Annotated in this window: 13 protein-coding genes; 4 read left to right on the top strand and 9 right to left on the bottom strand. The window is 69.7% G+C overall.

Annotation, left to right across the window (positions count from 1 at the left end; translation table 11 throughout):
* Positions 1–11: 11 nt before the first annotated feature.
* From IG98_RS0106160 to IG98_RS0106130, 6 genes are all read right to left on the bottom strand, one after another.
* Complete coding sequence (locus tag IG98_RS0106160) at positions 12–392, bottom strand: DUF488 domain-containing protein (RefSeq protein ID WP_030906766.1); 381 nt, start codon at positions 390–392, stop codon at positions 12–14.
* Between the two features lie 54 nt (positions 393–446).
* Positions 447–581 (bottom strand): hypothetical protein, encoded by a 135-nt coding sequence (locus IG98_RS54195; protein ID WP_281178439.1) that lies wholly within the window; start codon positions 579–581, stop codon positions 447–449.
* Between the two features lie 47 nt (positions 582–628).
* Positions 629–5,701, bottom strand: coding sequence for a DNA repair ATPase (locus tag IG98_RS0106150; RefSeq protein WP_030906764.1), 5,073 nt, complete (start codon positions 5,699–5,701; stop codon positions 629–631).
* Complete coding sequence (locus IG98_RS0106145) at positions 5,698–7,806, bottom strand: flotillin family protein (RefSeq protein WP_030906761.1); 2,109 nt, start codon at positions 7,804–7,806, stop codon at positions 5,698–5,700. The genes IG98_RS0106150 and IG98_RS0106145 overlap by 4 nt, the downstream gene beginning before the upstream one ends.
* 13 nt (positions 7,807–7,819) lie before the next feature.
* On the bottom strand, positions 7,820–8,422 hold the full coding sequence (locus IG98_RS0106140; RefSeq protein ID WP_030906759.1) for an OB-fold-containig protein: 603 nt from the start codon (positions 8,420–8,422) through the stop codon (positions 7,820–7,822).
* 561 nt (positions 8,423–8,983) lie between these two features.
* Positions 8,984–9,745 carry a PP2C family protein-serine/threonine phosphatase gene (locus tag IG98_RS0106130; RefSeq protein WP_030906757.1) on the bottom strand — a complete coding sequence of 254 codons (762 nt, stop codon included), beginning with the start codon at positions 9,743–9,745 and terminating at the stop codon, positions 8,984–8,986.
* A gap of 251 nt (positions 9,746–9,996) precedes the next feature.
* Between IG98_RS0106130 and IG98_RS0106125 the strand changes: the two genes are divergently transcribed.
* From IG98_RS0106125 to IG98_RS0106115, 3 genes are all read left to right on the top strand, one after another.
* On the top strand, positions 9,997–11,580 hold the full coding sequence (locus IG98_RS0106125; protein WP_030906754.1) for a peptide chain release factor 3: 1,584 nt from the start codon (positions 9,997–9,999) through the stop codon (positions 11,578–11,580).
* Between the two features lie 74 nt (positions 11,581–11,654).
* Entirely contained in the window at positions 11,655–12,635 is a 981-nt protein-coding gene (locus IG98_RS0106120) for a Gfo/Idh/MocA family protein (RefSeq protein WP_245651412.1), read from the top strand.
* A gap of 234 nt (positions 12,636–12,869) precedes the next feature.
* The gene (locus tag IG98_RS0106115; protein WP_030906748.1) at positions 12,870–13,598 is read left to right on the top strand and encodes a sulfite exporter TauE/SafE family protein; all 729 of its coding nucleotides are present in this window, start codon (positions 12,870–12,872) and stop codon (positions 13,596–13,598) included.
* Between the two features lie 115 nt (positions 13,599–13,713).
* Here IG98_RS0106115 and IG98_RS0106110 read toward each other — a convergent pair whose 3' ends face one another.
* Entirely contained in the window at positions 13,714–14,517 is an 804-nt protein-coding gene (locus IG98_RS0106110) for an SDR family NAD(P)-dependent oxidoreductase (RefSeq protein WP_037969454.1), read from the bottom strand.
* A 55-nt stretch (positions 14,518–14,572) separates the two neighbouring features.
* On the opposite strand from IG98_RS0106110, the gene IG98_RS0106105 reads away from it, so the two are divergent.
* Positions 14,573–15,172 (top strand): TetR/AcrR family transcriptional regulator, encoded by a 600-nt coding sequence (locus IG98_RS0106105; protein ID WP_030906741.1) that lies wholly within the window; start codon positions 14,573–14,575, stop codon positions 15,170–15,172.
* A 613-nt stretch (positions 15,173–15,785) separates the two neighbouring features.
* On the opposite strand, the gene IG98_RS0106100 is transcribed toward IG98_RS0106105, so the two are convergent.
* Positions 15,786–16,445, bottom strand: a complete 660-nt coding sequence (locus IG98_RS0106100; RefSeq protein ID WP_030906738.1) for a hypothetical protein — start codon at positions 16,443–16,445, stop codon at positions 15,786–15,788.
* 69 nt (positions 16,446–16,514) lie between these two features.
* Positions 16,515–16,943 carry a large conductance mechanosensitive channel protein MscL gene (mscL, locus tag IG98_RS0106095; protein WP_030906736.1) on the bottom strand — a complete coding sequence of 143 codons (429 nt, stop codon included), beginning with the start codon at positions 16,941–16,943 and terminating at the stop codon, positions 16,515–16,517.
* Positions 16,944–17,167: the final 224 nt, after the last annotated feature.

Below are 17,167 nucleotides of genomic sequence, written 5' to 3'. Positions count from 1 at the left end.
GACTTCTGTGATCACATGGGGCGCGGCCCTCGGCTCCGTAGCAGGTCGGCGAGGATCACGGCCTCGCTGATGTCGGCCTGCCTGCTCGCGGTCAGGAGCGTCAACGGTCGCTTCTTCGCCAGCTCGCGCAGGTGCTCCAGCGCGGTGGCCCGCTCAGGGTCCTCCAGCTCGGCCCGGTAGCGGCGGCCGAACTCCTCAAACCGGGCCGGATCGTGGCCGTACCACGTACGAAGCTCGGTCGAGGGCGCCACGGCCTTGCACCACTCGTCCAGATGCGCCTTCTCCTTGGACAGTCCGCGCGGCCAGATCCGGTCGACCAGCACCCGGGCGCCGTCGGAGGCCTCCGGCTCCTCGTAGACCCGGCGCACCCGTACTTTTGGTTCGGTAGTCATGCCGTGGTCATTCCCAGACGAGGGTAACGGCAGCCACCGGGGGGAGTCGGGTCATCAACTGGGCGACAGCGTGACGTCGACCTCGTAGTCGGGGACGTCGCTGCCAAAGACCTGCCGCAGGTGGTGGCGGATGTCGGTGGTCAGCGGGGCGCACTCGGCCGGGTGCCGGTCACGGGGCCGGGCGGGCAAGGGCCACCGGAGCGTTCCTTGCCTGCCTTGGCCGCCGTGACCGGGCTTCACGGTTCGGCGGAGATCCGGTCGGCGGCGTGTTCGATGGCGGTGCTCACCCGGTCGGCCAGCAGGCCGACCGCGCCGACCGCGCGGGTCATCGGGTCGTCCTCGGCGCCGCCGAGGGCCTGGGAGCGCAGGTAGGCGGTCTTCACCTCGGCCCATCGGGCGGCCTGCTCGGCGGTCAGGGTGCCGCGTAGCTCGGCGAGTTTGAGCAGGTTGGCCTCCGCCCCCGAGGTGAGGGTCTGGGCCTCGCCGAGGTAGTGATCGTCGATCACCGCCTCCAGTTCGGCGTCGTTCATCACCGGGACGACCCGGGCCGCGAGCTTGTTCATGTTCCGGTACGAGCCCTGGAGCTGGTAGGGGGGCTCGGTCCGCGAGGCGTCCGACTGGGCGGCCGAGGCGATGTACGCCTGGTTGTTGGCCAGCACCACCTTCTGGATCCGGAGCAGCTTGCGGAGCACCGCGAGGACCTGTTCCAGCTCCACCGAGGAGTACGGGTGGGAGAGCTGGTCGGCCCGGACCCCCGAGTCGCCCCGCGCCAGCCGTACCAGCAGGCGGATGTCGTCGCGGTCGCGGGTGGAGAGCGGGGACAGCACCGGGTTGGAGGTCAGCGCGTTGTCGATGTAGCTCAGCGCGAACAGCTCGTCCCGGCCGGACAGCACGTCACCGAGGTTCCACACGTCGGCGCGGTTGGCGAGCATGTCGGGGATGCGGAAGCGCTTGCCCGACTCGGTGTACGGGTTGCCCGCCATGCAGACCGCGAAGCGCTTGCCGCGCAGGTCGTAGGTGCGGGTCCGGCCCTCCCAGACGCCCTCCATCCGGCGCTGGCCGTCGCAGAGCGAGATGAACTTCTGCAGCAGCTCCGGGGAGGTGTGCTGGATGTCGTCCAGGTAGAGCAGCACGTTGTTGCCCATCTCCAGCGCGAAGGAGATCTTCTCGATCTCCTGCCGTGCCGTCGCGTCGGGCGCCTGCGCCGGGTCCACCGAGGTCACCAGGTGGCCCAGGGCAGGGCCGTTGACCTTGACGAAGATCATCCCCAGCCGGTTGGCCACATACTCCATCAGGGTGGTCTTGCCGTAGCCGGGCGGGGAGATGAGCAGCAGCATGCCCATCTGGTCGGTCCGCTTGGCGTCCCCGGCCGCGCCGAGCTGTTTGGCCAGGTTGTCGCCGATCAGCGGCAGGTAGACCTCGTCGAGCAGCTGGTTGCGGACGAAGGCGGTCATCACCTTCGGCTGGAACTCCTCAAGACGCAGCCGCGCCCGCTCGGCCGCGACCAGCTCGTTGCGCCGCTTCTGGTAGGCGCGGTACGCGGGGACGCGGTGGTCGCGGAAGTGCCGGGTCCTGGCCAGGAACTCGTCCAGCCGCAGCCGGATCGCGCGCCCGGAGATCCGGGGGTGCGCGCCGAGCAGCCCCTCGACCGTGGCGGTCAGCGCCGCGGCCGAGTCGTGTCGCGCCACCTCGCAGAGCAGTACGGCGACCGCCTCCACCAGTTCGGCCGATCCGGGGGCCGATGCCGAGCCCGGCCCAGAGTCCGGCCCAAAGTCCGGCCCCGAGTCCGGCGTCGAGAGGTCGAAGGCGGACAGCCACGCCTCGGCCAGGCGGTGACGCCCGGAGAGGTCGTCGCCGAACGCTCGCAGGTCGTCCTCGAACTCCTGGCGCGCGGGGCCGATCGCCCGGTCGAACCGGTCGAGCAGCGCCCGTGCCCCCGCGCTCGTCACGAACCCGAACGGCTTGCCGACCAGCTCCTCGAAGAGATACTCCCCGGCCAGTTCGAAGACGCCCTCGTCTCCCCGCGCGCGGGTCCCGGCCGGCCGGGGCGCCCCGGACGTGCTCGCGGCGGCTACGGCGAGCGCGCCCGCCGGACCCTCCGGCCGGTCGTGGAGACCCCGGCTGAAGGACGCGATCGCGGAGCCGAGGGCGGCACGAGTCTCCTGTACCGCTTCCACCTGGCCGAACAGGGTCCGGGCCCGGGCCAGCGAGGTGGCCCGGACGGTCCAGGTCGCGCGGGTGGCCTCGTCGGTGCCGTAGGTCCAGAAGAGCTGGGCGGCGGCCCGCGCCGCCGGCGGGTAGCGGAGCAGGCCCGCGCCCGCGTGCAGGCGGAGCGCCGCCCGCAGGATCGCGGTGGCGTCGTGGTCGTGGACACCCCGCTCGTAGCCCTCGTCGTAGCGGGTCTCCGCCACCCGGCGGACGATCTCCAGCAGTTCCCCGTCGGCCACCGCCGCCTCGTGCAGCGCGTCCAGGGAGACCTGTCGCTCGCCCAGCGTCAGGGTGCCGGACTCGGCGGCGGCCAGGATGGCGGCGGCCAGGTGCTCGCCCCGGTAGACCTCCGGCGACTCCGAGACCGTCAGCTGGTTCCAGAACGGCCGGGTCTCCTCGAAGGCCGCGTCAAGCACCGGGGAGCGGTAGTCGGTCCCGGTGACGGCGAACGCCATCCGGCCTTCGTGCGGGACCAGGGTCAGGTCGGCCGGCTGGGTGTTGACCGCGAACAGGTGGCGGCCGAGCCGGATGGTCTCGCCACCGTCGGTGTAGAGGTCGAGCCGGTCGCGCAGGGCGCGGCCCGCCTCCTGGCGGGCGGACTTGACCCGGCCTTCGAGCTCCTCGGCACGGACCTGGTCACCCAGCGCGCGCAGTTCCCCGGCCACGCCCTTGAGCTTGAGCACCATCGGGTCGGACCCGAAGTAGGTGTTGACCTCGTCCAGCGACTTCAGAGCGGCCAGGCGGCGTCGTACGCTCGACAGGATCCGGGTGGCGGAGTCGGCCAGCCGGTCGGCACGGCGGGCCCGTTCGTCGAGCAGCGCCTGGCGGCGCGAGGAGAACGCCTCATAGACGTCCTCCCGCTTCGAGGACAGCTGCCCCAGGAAGTCGTCGAACTCGGCGAAGCGCGACTCCAGGTTCTCCAGCTGGAGCATCAGCCGGCCCAGCTGCTCGTCGCAGCGTTCGGGGGTGTCGGACATCGCCAGCGCCCCGGTGATCGCCTGCCCCAGCAGGGCGTACTCGGCGGCGAAGGCGGCCCTGCCCTCACCGGCCAGCAGCTCACCGCGCCGGGCGTCCAGCGTGGCGCGGGCGCGGTTGACGCCGCCGAGCACCTCGCCGACCCGTTCCAGGATGGCGGTCCGCACGGTGGCGTCGGCGATGTCGAGCGTGCCGACCACCTCGACCACGATCTCCAGGCCCCGCGCCTGCCGCTCCAGCCGCTCGCCGATCGGCCCGGCCTCGGCCACGGTCGCGATGGCGCCCGCCTCGGAGACCAGCGACTCGACCTCCGCGTGGTAGCCGGCGAAGGCGTCGTCGCCGCGCAGGAAGCCCGCCGCGCGCTGCGCGGTGCTGTCCAGCTCGGCCGTCAGCTCCGCGTCGAGCGCGTCGATTCTGGCGACGTCGACGTGGCGTAGTTCGCGCAGGGTCACCAGGTGACCCTGCGACTGGCGCAGCTGCGAGAGCCGGTCCACCCAACCCTGGGCGGACCTGGGCGCCTCGCTCCGCGCGTGTCGTATCAGTGCGGTGATGTCGGTGGCGGCGGCCTCCAGCGCCTCGGCGGCCTGCCGGGTGAGCGACTGGACGTTCTCGAACTCGTCCAGCACCTGCTCGGCGGTGGCCCGCACGTCGGCGAGCGGACCGCGCAACCCGTGCTCGCCCAGCCAGTGGTAATGGTCGAAGACCCGGACGCAGGAGGCGATCAGCGCCTCGAAGACCGGTATCGACGGCGCCATCTCGTCGACCATCCTGGCCACCGAGAGGCAGTCGGAGATGCCCCGGACCAGCTCCGCGTTGCCGATCCGCTCCAGCGGGCCGGTGCCGACCGGACGGCCGGCGGCGTAGAGGTCCGACTGGTACGCCGTCTGCCAGACCTGCATCGGGTGGACGCGGGTGGGCTCGTCGGAGGTGGCCCTGAAGACGACCAGCGTGCCGTCGTCGAACAGCGAGTAGCCGTGGCAGGAGAGCGGATTCGCCACCTGCTTGCGGATCACGTTGTACGGCAGCAGCAGCGAGCGCCCCTCTGCGCGGGCGTGGAAGACGTACAGCACGTCCTCGCCGTTGGGGGAGCGGATGACCCGCTCGAACTCCAGCTCGGACACGTCGGTGTCGAAGGTCTTGCTGACCCCGGTGGACAGGTAGTAGCCGCCGGGGAAGATGATCCCCTGGTCCTCGGGCAGGCGCTGGCAGGCCTGCCCGATGCCGTCGAGGCGGACCACGCCCTTGGTCCGGGTGTTGAAGACCAGGTGCCGCCACTCGGGCTCCTTGTACGGCCGGATCCGGAGCAGGATCAGCGGGCCGATCCTGGCGTGCTGGACCTCCGCGTCGGCGAGGCTCTGCAGCGGCTCGGTGACGGGCTCGCGGTAGATGCCCTCACCGGACTCGGTATTGTTCTCGATCTTGATGGTGAGGTCGCCGCCGACGGTCTCGACGAACACCTCGCCCTGGATCGAGATGTGCGGATGGCGGCCGAGCACGTGGTCGTCACGGGTGGCGGGGGTCCACTCGAAGTCGTGCGAGGGCGGGAACGTGTGGTCGCGCTCCCCCCGGTCGTCGATGTAGGTGAGCGTGCCGTCCGCCCCGACCTGCCAGCGCAGCACCCGGGTGTCCTGCGGGCCGGTCTGGAAGACGGCCAGCAGCTTGCCCTCGACCCGGCGGAGCTGGAGCAGCCGGGTCTCCCGGTAGTACCGGTAGAGCTCGGCGAAGTCCCGCTCGAAGCGCGGGTCACGGAACATCGGCGCCGGGTCGAACCGGAACGCGTCCGCCGTGTCCCGTACGAACGTGTGCATGGAGAAGACGTCCGAGACGGACGTCTCCGGCTTCAGCCCGATGAACACGTTGTAGCCGAAGAGCATGAGCCCGCCGACCGAGACGATGTCGCGCGGCACGCAGTTGTTCTCGGTGCGTATCCGCTCGGTGCCGATCAGGCGCAGCTCGGCTCCGCCGAACACCGCCAGGCGTTCGGCGTTGAGCGCGTCGGACCGCCCGGCCAGCTCGGCGGCCTGTTCGGCCAGCCGGGCGCGGAGCACCTCGTAGGTGCCCGCGTCCAGCCCGGCCCCCTCCGCGCCGGGGGCGTCGGTGACGGCCTCCGCCGTGGAGGACGTCACTTGCCGGCGGAGTTGAGCGCGGCGACCGGGACCTCGGTGGTGGCCGCGGCCTGGGCCTCGCTCAGCAGGCCGCGGAGCCGGTCGGCGTCGGGGCCGCCGTCTTTGATCAGTTTCACCAGCAGCGCGGACAGTGAGAGGTTCCGCACGTCGGCGGTGTCGATCGAGCCGAGGACCCTGCCCAGGTCGGCGGGGATGCTCGACGAGCCGTTCAGGTAGGGCTCGGCCAGCGTACGGGCGACGTCGGAGTGGGCCACGAAGCCGTCCACCGCCTTGCCCATGCTGATCGAGCTCATCAGCCTGTCGAAGAACACGCTGTCGCCGCCGACGATGTCGATGTTGGCCTTGGACAGGCCGGCGGAGACCACGGAGGCCTGCGCCTCGGCGATCTTGAGCTGCACGTTCACCCCGGCGAGGCGGATCTCCTTCTCGGCCTCCAGGCGCAGGCGGTACTCCTCGTGGGCGCGGGTCGCGTCGGTGAGCGCGGCCATCGCCGCGGCCTTCTCGGTGAGACCCTCGGCCTCGGCCTTGAGCTTCTCGCCGACCATCGCGGCGGCGGCCATCGCCATGGCCTGCTCGCCCTCGGCCTCCGCCTTCAGCTTCTCGCGTACCGCGGTGGCCACGGCGTGCGCCTTGGCCTGCTCGCCCTCGGCGACCGCCAGCGCCTTCTCCCGCTCGACGGCGGCCTCGGCGCGGCCGATCTTCTCGATCGCCGCGGCGTCCCGCTCGCGCACCTGCACCTCGGCCAGGCCGAAAGCGGCGGTCTCGGCCTGGACGCCCTCGGCCAGACGGATCTTGGCGCGGGCGTCGAGCTCGGCGGCCTGCTGCCGGGACTCGGCCAGCACCAGCGCCTCGCGGGCCCGGTGCTTGGACGCCGCCTCCGAGGCCTCGGCCGCCTTGATGTCCTTGACCAGGCTCTCCTGCGCCTCGGCCTCGGCCTGGATGATCACGGCCTGGCGGGTCCGCTCGGCCTCCTCGACCACACGCAGGCGCTTGATGCTCTCCTCCTGCTCGGCGACGGTCTTCTCCACCACGATCCGCTCGCGGATCACCTCGGCGATGGAGCGCTTCTCGCCCTCCAGCTCCTTGTCCTTGGAGATGCGCGACAGCTCGGTCTCGCGCTCGCGGGCGATGACCTCCAGCAGGCGGTCCTTCTCGATCCGCTCGGTCTCGATGGCGAGGACCCGCTCGCGGTTCTTCGCCGCCACCGCGATCTCGCGAGCCTGGTTCTCCTGCTGGATGCCGAGCTGCTCGTCGGTACGGAGATTCGCGGCGTGCGCCTTGAGCCGCTCCTCGGCCTGGACCTTGGCGGTCTCCGCCTCCTCGCGGGCACGCATGGTCTCGACCTCGCGCTTCTGCTTGGTCTCCGCGTCGGCCTGGCGGCGCTCAAGCTCCAGGATGGCCTCCCGCGCGTCCACGTTCTGGCGGGTGATCTCCTTCTCCTCGCGACGCTGGAACTCGTTGGTTCGTACGTGCTCGATGGCGGTCAGCTCGGTGATCTTCCTGATGCCCTGCGCGTCGAGGATGTTGTTGCGGTCGAGGGACATCAGCGAGGTCTGCTCGAGGTAGTCGATGGCTGCGTCCTCAAGGCTGTAGCCGTTGAGGTCGGTGCCGATGACCTGGATGATCTGGTCGCGGAACCGGTCACGCTGGGTGTAGAGGTCCACGAAGTCGAGCTGCTTGCCGACCGTCTTGAGCGCCTCGGAGAACTTGGCGTTGAACAGCTCCTGCAGCGTTTCTTGGTCGCTCGCGCGGGCGGTGCCGATGGCCTGGGCGACCTTCACCACATCCTCGACGGTCTTGTTGACCCGGACGAAGAAGGTGATGCGGATGTCGGCCCGGATGTTGTCGCGGCAGATCAGGCCCTCACGGCCGGTCCGGGCGATCTCGATGGTCTTCACCGAGATGTCCATCAGCTCCGACTTGTGGAAGATGGGCAGCACGATGGCCCCGGTGAAGGTGACGTCCACCTTGTTGATCTTCGAGATGATCAGGGCCTTACCCTGTTCGACCTTGTTGAACAGGCGGCTGATCATGACGAGCAGGCCGACGACGACGAGGAGGACGACGGCGAGGAAGATGCCGAGTCCGGTGGAGATGACGTCCAAAATGGTCCCTCGGTTAAATAGGACGATCAGGGTCGAGTTCCGCGGCGTACGGCATCACCCAGAAGAACTCGCCGGGGGAGTCATAGGCGAATATCAGGGCGGTGCTTCCGGCGGCGAAGACGTCGTCGCCGGTCTGACGCACTTGAACGAGAGCGGAGGAGCCGTCCGCGGCGGTGACCTCGGCCTGGCCGAAGTCACCGCCGACCCGGCTTGTACGGATAACGCACGCACGGCCCACGAAGTCGGCGCGGGAGGGAACGCGCTCCTTCGGGATGAGGCGTCGCAGCGGCAGCACGATGAGGCGCGTGCACGCCCAGGCGCAGACCAGTGCCGCGACCAGTACCGCGATCAGGGCGGGGGTGCCGGTGAACAGTGTGCCGCCCACCAGGCTCGCGAACCAGGCGACGACGACCAGCAGCGAGATGACCAGTGCGGCCGGGACTCCGCCGAGTCCCAGACCGCTCAGGAAGCCGGTGGCCCCTGAGGCTTCGGAGCCGTCGCCGTCGAACCCGAACACGCCGAACACGACGAGCACCCAGTACGCGATGATCACCAGGAGCAGGAACGTGAACAGGACGGTCGGAAAGGACAGCGTGGCATCGACGAACTGGCCCATTGGCGTGTGAGGTCCCCCTGCTGGCGTACCGGATCGCGCTCCCCCGAGCGCACGTAAGCGACTATATACAGGTAAAGATTGGTTAAAGAGAATAGTTCCCAAATTGGAAAAATATCCGTATTAACCGCTCCACCTGCGGGTTCCGGGGCCTGCGCGCGGGTGGTGGCGCGGGGGCGTCAGAGGGCGTGTGGAAACCGAGGAGCGCGGGCGTGGCCTCTCGTCCTCGGCGGGATCCCGAGAGATCAGGCGGGTCGGGTGATCATGTAGGCGAGACCGACGAGAATCACCACGGGGATGAGCCACACGATGGCCTCGATGGCGAATTCCTTGTACATGGGGGACATCCCTCCGAAGGGGGGCGGTGAGGAACGTGGATTTCCGACGATAACCGCTGTCCTGCGCCTGTGACCAGGGCTCACCGGGCAGCGGGAAGCCACCGGGGCATCCCGGGGACACTCGCCGGCGCACGCGTCGTACCTCCGTGCCGTGACCTGTCCGCACGAGCGGTGGCCGGCCGCGGGCGGGCGGCTTCCACGAGCCGCTGTAAGCCGCTGTGCGCGCTTATGAGGGGACGGCCGAGCCGACCACCACGGGATTGTCGGTGATCTCCCCCTCGACCACGTCGGCGACCACGCAGGTGATGTTGTCGGGTCCCCCCGCCTCGCAGGCGAGCGCGATCAGCTGCCGGGTGACCTCCTGCAGGTCGTCGACCTCGGCGAGCACCTGGCGGAGCCGTTCGGCCTCGACCACCCCCGACAGCCCGTCGGAACAGAGCAGGTAGCGGTCACCGACCTCGGCGTCCCGCAGGGAGAGGTCGAGTTCGAGGTTCTCGCTGCCGTCGAGGACCTGCAGCAGGATCGACCGGTGCGGGTGGCGGGCGGCCTCCTCGGCGGTGATCCGGCCGTCGTCCATCAGCGTCTGGACCAGGGTGTGGTCGTAGGTGATCTGATAGAGATCGCCGTTGCGGAGCAGGTAGGCGCGGGAGTCGCCGATGTGGGCGAGGGCGACGCGCGAGCCGTTCCAGAGCATCAGGGTCAGAGTGGTCCCCATGCCGGTGAGTGACGGGTCCTCGGCGACCAGCTCGCGCAGGCGCTGGTTGGCCTTGCGGACCCCGGCCTCGGCGGCGGCGGCGAGGTCGCCCGGGCACTCCTGGTCCAGGGACGCCACGGTGGCGATGGCCGCCGAGCTGGCGACCTCACCACCCACGTGACCGCCCATTCCGTCGGCGACGGCCAGAAGCCGCGCGCCCGCGTAGGCGGCGTCCTCGTTGCCTTGCCGGATCCGGCCGACGTCGGACCCTGCCGTATAGCGCAGCGTGATCATCTGCACATCACTAGATCGTCGAGTTGCACGAGCTGAGCCGCTTTCGGACAGTTGGGATGGGCCTATGGCGAACCGAGATGTTCCACGATCCACTTAACACCATGGTGGCGCAAGCGGCCTGGGGAAGTGTTGCCACATCTGTTGACACCGGTAGTGGCGCGTAAGCTGTTTCAGTGGCCGTCCAGTGCCTCCTCAGTGCCCCCGCACTGTGCCCGGAGTTCCCCACTTTACGCACCGCTAGGAGATCAGGAATGACCGCGATCATGCAGGAGGCGGCACGTCGCCGCACGTTCGCGGTGATCAGCCACCCCGACGCGGGCAAGTCGACCATGACCGAGGCGCTGGCGCTGCACGCCTCCGCGATCAGCCAGGCGGGCGCGGTGCACGGCAAGTCCGGGCGCCGAGGGGTGACCTCCGACTGGATGGAGATGGAGAAGGCCCGAGGCATCTCCATCACCTCCGCCGCGCTCAGGTTCGAATACCGCGGCCACATGTTCAATCTGGTCGACACTCCCGGCCACGCGGACTTCTCCGAGGACACCTACCGGGTGCTGGCCGCCGTCGACTGCGCGGTCATGTTGCTCGACGCGGCCAAGGGCATGGAGCCGCAGACGCTGAAGCTGTTCGAGGTGTGCCGGCACCGCCGCATCCCCGTCATCACGTTCGTCAACAAGTGGGACCGGCCGGGCCGCGAGGCCCTGGAGCTGCTGGACGAGATCGAGGAGAAGACCGGTCTGCGGCCCACGCCGATCACCTGGCCGATCGGCACCGGCGGCTTCTTCCACGGGGTGGCCGACCGCGCCGCCGACCGGATCGTCCGCTACACCCGCACCCCCGGCGGTGCCACCAAGGCCATCGAGACCGACCTGAGCGCCGAGCAGGCCCTGGTCGAGCTGGGCGGTGACTGGGAACGGGCCAAGGACGAGATCGACCTGCTCTCCGCGATCGGCGCCGACCACGACCAGAAGTCCTTCGAGGCGCACGAGTCCACCCCGGTGCTGTTCGGGGCCGCGCTGTCCAACTTCGGCGTCGGCCGCCTGCTGGACGCCATGGTCGACATCGCCCCCGCTCCCGCACCCCGGCCGGACGTCGACGACGACCCGCGCCCGCTGGAGGAGCCGTTCTCCGGCCTGGTCTTCAAGGTGCAGGCCAACATGGACCCCTCGCACCGCGACCGGATCGCCTTCGTCCGGGTCTGCTCGGGCAGGTTCGAGCGCGGCATGGTGCTCGTCCACGCGGCCACCGCCCGCCCGTTCGCCACCAAGTACGCCCAGTCGGTCTTCGGCCAGGAACGCGCCACGATCGACGAGGCGTACCCCGGTGACGTGGTCGGACTGGTGAACGCCAGCGCGCTGCGTCCCGGCGACACGCTGTACGACGGCTCGCCCGTCGAGTTCCCTCGAATTCCGAGTTTCGCCCCCGAGCACTTCTCCACGGCCAGGGTCCGTGACTCCAGCCGGTCCAAGCAGTTCCGCAAGGGCATCGAGCAGCTCGACGCCGAGGGCGTGGTCCAGGTGCTCCGCTCCGACGTCAGAGGCGACCAGTCGCCGGTGCTCGCCGCGGTGGGCCCGATGCAGTTCGACGTGGTCAAGCACCGGATGGACGCCGAGTTCAACACCGAGATCCTGATGGACCGGCTGGACTTCGGCATCGCCAGGCTCACCGACGCCGAGTCGGCGCCGATCCTGGCCCGCCAGCGCGGGGTGGAGGTCTTCACCCGCTCGCTGGACGGGGCCCTGCTGGCGCTGTTCACCGACGAGTGGCGGATGCGCGGCGTCATGCGCGACCACCCTGACCTGGTGCTGAACGCCCTGCTCGCCGACACTCGCGGCTGACCGGCTCGGGTACGACCTTTCCTGAAAGCCGTACCCGGCCCGTCTGCCTGCCGTGCATGGTGAGATATGTCGTCATGAGTGCGATTAAGTGGGGAATCCTGGCGACCGGTGGCATCGCCACCACCTTCACCGAAGACCTGAAGCTCCTGCCGGACGCCGAGGTGGTCGCGGTCGGATCGAGGTCGCAGGAGTCCGCGCGGGCCTTCGCCGACCGGCACGGCATTCCCCGGGCGCACGGCAGCTGGGCAGAGCTTGCTGCCGATCCGGACGTGGACATCATCTACGTGGCCAACACCCAGAACGCCCACTACGCCGCGGTACGGACCTGTCTGGAGGCGGGCAAGGCCGTACTGTGCGAGAAGGCGTTCACCCTGAACCGGGCCGAGGCCGCCAAGCTGGTCGACCTCGCGCGGGAGCGGGGGCTGTTTTTGATGGAGGCCATGTGGATGCGCTGCGTCCCGGGCATCCGCAAGCTCATGGAGCTGGTCGAGGGCGGGGCCGTCGGTCCGGTCGACTCCGTGCACGCCGACTTCTCGATCTCCGTCTCCGTCGAGCCCGACCACCGGCTCCGCGACCCGAAGCTGGGCGGCGGCGCCCTGCTCGACCTGGGCGTCTACCCGATCTCCTTCGCCCACCTCGTGCTCGGTGCCCCCGCCGGGGTGCGGTCCTGGGCGCGGCTGACCCCCGAGGGCGTGGACGAGAACACCGGCGTACTGCTCGGCTACGACAGCGGAGCCGTCGCCCTGCTCTCCTGCGGTATCACCGCGGGCAGCCCGGTCACCGCGTCGATCTCCGGGCCGCTCGGCCGGATCGAGCTGCCGAACCCGTTCTTCCGTCCCGACACGTTCGTCCTGCACCGCATGGGCGGTGAGCCGGAGACCTTCCACGTCCCCTTCGAGGGGACCGGCATGCTGCACGAGGCGGCCGAGGCCATGCGCTGCCTGCGCGAGGGGCTGCTGGAGAGTCCGCTGGTGCCGTGGCAGGCGACGTTGGACGTGATGGGCATCTTGGACGAGGTCCGCGCGCAGGTGGGTGTCCGATTTCCCGGTGAATGACTGATCGGGAGCTTTCCGCTGTACGCCTGGGGTGTTTGACGCGATGGGGCTCCGGGGCGTGTGCGGGGTTTCGGGGTTTTCGCCGTGCCCGCTACGGTGGGCGGGCGTTCGTGTTCTGGTTTTTCCGTTCGCCCGATCTGCTGTCTGCTCTCTCGATGGCCTGCATGATGGTGCTTTCCGCGTGGGCGAGAGGGCCGGATCGCTCATGAGGAGAAGTCACGGGGAGCGTCTGTGGTGGATGACTGGAGCGCCGGTCTCCTGCTTGGGGGCATCGTCTTAGTGGGCGCGTCCGTGCAGCGGATGGCGGGGATCGGGTTCGCGCTTGTGGCGGTGCCCGCTCTGGTGCTGCTTCTCGGCCCGGCCGAGGGGGTGGTGCTGGCGAACTGCGCGGCCGGTGCCATCAGCGCGATCGGGCTGGCCGGCACCTGGCGGGAGGTCCGCCTGACCGCGATGGTTCCGTTGGTCGCCGCGGCCGCCTGTACCGTGCCGGCCGGGGCCTGGGTGGCCGCCCGGTTGCCCGAACCGATGCTGCTGGTCGGCATGGGGACGCTGGTGAGCGTGGCCGTACTGCTCGTGATGCGGGGCAGCCGGGTGCCCGCCCTGCGCGGCGCCGGGGGTGCGGTGGCGGCCGGTGCGGCGAGCGGGTTCATGAACTCCTCCGCGGGGGTGGGCGGTCCGGCGGTCTCCCTGTACGCGGTGAACGCGGGCTGGACGGTGCGGGAGTTCGTGCCGAACGCGCAGTTCTACGGGGTGGTGGTGAACGTGCTCTCCGTTACGGCCAAGGGCGTGCCGAAGCTCACGATGCCGCTCTGGCTGCTGGTCGCGGCCGGGATAGCGGCAGGCGCCGTGCTGGGGAAGGCACTCGCGGAACGAGTGCCGGAACGGCGGGCCCGGGTGCTGGTGCTGCTGCTCGCGCTGGTGGGCGGGTTCACCACGATAGGTAAGGGGCTGTGGAGCCTGTGACCCCTGCCCGGCACAGGGCGGCATACGGGGGCAGCTGATCGGCGGCGGGCACCGGCCGTCGCCGAACGGCTACCGGTAGCCGGTTGTGGGAGGTCGGGAGCCCGGAATGTTGGGATCATTCGGGGAGTGACGATGCCATCGTGTGGACGGTCTTCTCGAATCTCAGGGCCAGGTCGCGGTCCACGGTGAGCTCGACGGGCCTGCCCTTCCGGTAGGCGGTGAGCGGGCCGACCGGCGGATGGTCGATGAGGGCGGCGATCGGGGGTACGGCCCTGGCCGCCGGCTGGGCGAACACCGCCGACAGCACCCGGACAAGGCCGCGTACCGGTTGCCGGAAGGGCTTGAACATCCCCGTCGCCACGAACAGCGGGTTGTAGAGCACATAGCTCGTCCGCTCGCCGGCGTAGGCCATGCCCAGCAACTCGACGGCCCTGGCACCCTGCATGGTCGCCCTGAAAGGCCGATACCCCTCGGTCAGTTGCGGGTCGTCCCAGCGGATCTCTCCCGCGCGGATGCCCCCGACCCCGCACAGATTGACGATCACGGGCGTTCGCGCCTCCTCCAGTGATTCGCGCAGGCCCTCGGCCATGAGCCAGCGGTTGATCACATACAGGGCGAAGGTGTGCTCGAAGCCCTCCTCGGTCTCGATCCTCGTCAGGTTGTACCTGAAGGCCCCGAGCACCAGCGCGTCGATCACCGGATGCTCGTCACGGAGTTTCCGGATCAGATCGTGTGTCTGCCGGATGGAACTGAGATCCGCCTGGATGAAGCGGGCCGCGGGCACCTCCTCGCGCAAACGCCGCCCGCCTGCCTCGCCGCTGCCCACGGCGATGACCAGATCGCCCCGCTCGGCGTGGTGCCGGGCGAGCGCCTTGCCGATGCCGCTCGTGCCGCCGGTGATCACGATGGTCCGTCGCATAAGTTGAGGCCCTCCTCAAGTTGAGATTGACCTCAACTTAGCTAGGCTTCCGGACATGCGCAAGGACGCCCTGCACAACCGCGAGCTCCTCCTGCGGGCGGCCAGGAGCCTCTTCGCCGACCGGGGACTCGACGTGCCGCTCGAAGAGATCGCGCGTACGGCGGGGGTGAGCATCGGGACGCTGTACAACCGCTTCCCCACCCGGGCCGAACTGGTGGAGGCGGTGTTCGAGGACCGGGTGGCGACCGTCGCCGAACTGGCCGAGCGGTCACTCGCGATGGACGACGCCTGGAAGGGGCTCGTCGCGTTCATCACCGGCGTGTGCGAGCTACAGGCGGCCGACCTCGGCTACAACGACCTCGCCGTACGCGGCGCCGCGGCCGACACGGCCGCGGGCTACGCGTTGATGCGCCGGATCATCGAGCGCGCCCAGGAGTCAGGCGCCCTGCGGGACGACGTCACGCTTGAGGACATGGCATTCGTGATCTGGGGGGTCGCGGCGACCGTACGCGCGACGTTCCGCGTCGCTCCCGGAGTCTGGCGGCGGCATCTCGCCCTGACCCTCGACGGCCTACGCGCCACCGCCGCCCACCCCCTCCCCACCCCGCCCATGACCCCTTCCCAGGCCCGCGCCGCGATGAACGACTGCCCCTGAAAGCCCCCACCCCCAAACAGGCAGCCCCCACCCCCAAACAGGCAGGGCCCACCCCTGGACTGTTTGTGCAGCCCAGCCCTGGAATGGTTACGGCGCCCGGCCCTGGACTGGGTCATGCGGGGGCGCTTCAGCTACGGCGATCAGCCCCGAACGGCCCCCAAGAATCGCTTCAGCGACGGTGCCTACCCGGGCGGCCGGAAAGCAAGCGGCTACGGCATGCCCGCCGTACGGCCAGAGCGCGTGCAGCGGAGGTGGGCGGGTGTTCCGGCCGGCGTAAAAAGAGCCCGCAACCACCGCGCCCGGGCAGGCCGGAGGCCGGAATCACCAGACGGCGACTGAGACGGCCGGCCGGAACACCCGCCCACCGCAGCGAGCACGGCGAGCAAGCCGCGCAGCGAGCACGGCGAGCAAGCCGCGCAGCGAGCACGGCGAGCAAGCCGCGCAGCGAGCACGGCGAACAAGCCGCGCAGCGAGCACGGCGAACAAGCCGCGCAGCGAGCACGGCGAGCAAGCCGCGCAGCGAGCAAGCCGCGTACCCGAATCAGCCAGACGAGATACCGGCCCAGGAACACCCGCTCACCGCAGCGCACAGCGAAAACCACGCCCGGAAAAGTCAGACAAGCCGCCAGTCGTGCCGTTCCAGGAAAGCGCGTTCTCCCATGGCGTACTCGATGAAAGCGGTCTGAACCGCTTCCAGGTCGGGAACATGGGTGCGGAACATTCGGTTCCGGACGCTGTCCTTGTACTCCAGCTCGTACCCCGAGACCTCCGGGGAGGTCTGGACGAAGTGCTCGCCGAAGACGACCAGCGCCGTGAACGGGTTCTGCGGTGACATGGTGGCGAGCGCGTCGGAGATGAGCTGAAGGTCGGGGCCGACCACGATCATCCCGTCGCCGGTACGCATCTCCATGGTGGGATGGACGCCACGCGGAGACAGGTTGTGCACCAGGCCGCGCTGCGGGTCGTAGCAGACCAGCCCGCACTCGGCGGCCAGGGCGAAGACCTCGGCCGCCACCTCGTCGGCCCGTTCCAGGTCCACGGTCACCAGGGCGAAGGCCGCGGAGAGCGGCTCGGCCTCGGGAACCCGCTCGACGAACGCCGCCACCCCCGGGTGGGTCTCCGCGGGCTCCTGCTCTCCGGAGCGGGGAGCCCCCGGTTCGGGGCGAGGGCTCGCGCCATGCGGCTTTCCGTGACGGAACGTCTGGAAGACGTTCTCAGCGTGTTCCCTGGTGATCGGCTTGGGCTCGTGCCAGACGGCCAGTTCGAAGCTCACGCTCACATTGTCCTCCGCGGGATTCTCCCGGCCGACCGGAAGGTCGTACCGCCCAGGAGGAGAGGGTTCCTACGCCGGGGGCCTGTCGGCGATGGGGACCTGCGACAGCACCGCGGTGCAGAACGCGCAGCGCCTGGCGGCGATCGGGATATCGCTGAGGCACTCCGGGCATTCCTTCTCGGTGGCCTCCTTGTTCCGGTCGAAGTAGCCGATCAGCCGGGTCATCGGCATCACGACGAGCCAGTAGATGACCGCGGCGATGATCAGGAAGCTCAGCAGGTGGTTGATGAAGTCGCCGTACATGAACTTGGCGCCGTTGACCGTGAACACGTAATCCGAGAAGTCCGGCTCCCGGCCGCCGGTGACCGCCCCGATCAGCGGCGTGATGAGGTCCTTGACCAGAGCCTGCACCAGCCCGCTGAAGGTCGCCCCGACCACGACCGCCACGGCCAGCTCGACGAGGTTCCCTCTCAGCAGGAACTTCTTGAATCCACCCATTCCTCATGTCCTCCACTCGTAAAGAAGGGCCGCTGCCCGGGAGGGCGGCGACCAGAGCTCCGCTGTTTTCCGGCAGTCCACCGGAACCCCCTGATGGGTGGTCTGGACGGAGGTTAACGCGTCCGACTGAGAATATGTGGAGCTGGAAGTCCCGAGATCGTTACAGGCTGGACTGGACAGTTAGTGCGAAAGGTTAATATCGGCGCAGTTCGCGAGCGAGGTGG

Origin of the sequence: Streptosporangium amethystogenes (genome assembly GCF_000721075.1) — a bacterium.
Classification (GTDB): Bacteria; Actinomycetota; Actinomycetes; order Streptosporangiales; family Streptosporangiaceae; genus Streptosporangium; species Streptosporangium amethystogenes.
The sequence above is the reverse complement of the archived record's forward strand: the minus strand, read 5'-3'. Positions and strand labels throughout refer to the sequence as shown.

Excerpts from the sequence above, each read along its gene's own strand:
- IG98_RS0106125 (WP_030906754.1), top strand. The coding sequence starts at position 9,997 with ATGACCGCGATCATGCAGGAGGCGGCACGTCGCCGCACGTTCGCGGTG.
- IG98_RS0106105 (WP_030906741.1), top strand. The coding sequence starts at position 14,573 with ATGCGCAAGGACGCCCTGCACAACCGCGAGCTCCTCCTGCGGGCGGCC.
- IG98_RS0106110 (WP_037969454.1), bottom strand. The coding sequence starts at position 14,517 with ATGCGACGGACCATCGTGATCACCGGCGGCACGAGCGGCATCGGCAAG.
- IG98_RS0106130 (WP_030906757.1), bottom strand. The coding sequence starts at position 9,745 with ATGATCACGCTGCGCTATACGGCAGGGTCCGACGTCGGCCGGATCCGG.
- IG98_RS0106160 (WP_030906766.1), bottom strand. The coding sequence starts at position 392 with ATGACTACCGAACCAAAAGTACGGGTGCGCCGGGTCTACGAGGAGCCG.
- IG98_RS0106140 (WP_030906759.1), bottom strand. The coding sequence starts at position 8,422 with ATGGGCCAGTTCGTCGATGCCACGCTGTCCTTTCCGACCGTCCTGTTC.
- IG98_RS0106120 (WP_245651412.1), top strand. The coding sequence starts at position 11,655 with ATGAGTGCGATTAAGTGGGGAATCCTGGCGACCGGTGGCATCGCCACC.
- mscL (WP_030906736.1), bottom strand. The coding sequence starts at position 16,943 with ATGGGTGGATTCAAGAAGTTCCTGCTGAGAGGGAACCTCGTCGAGCTG.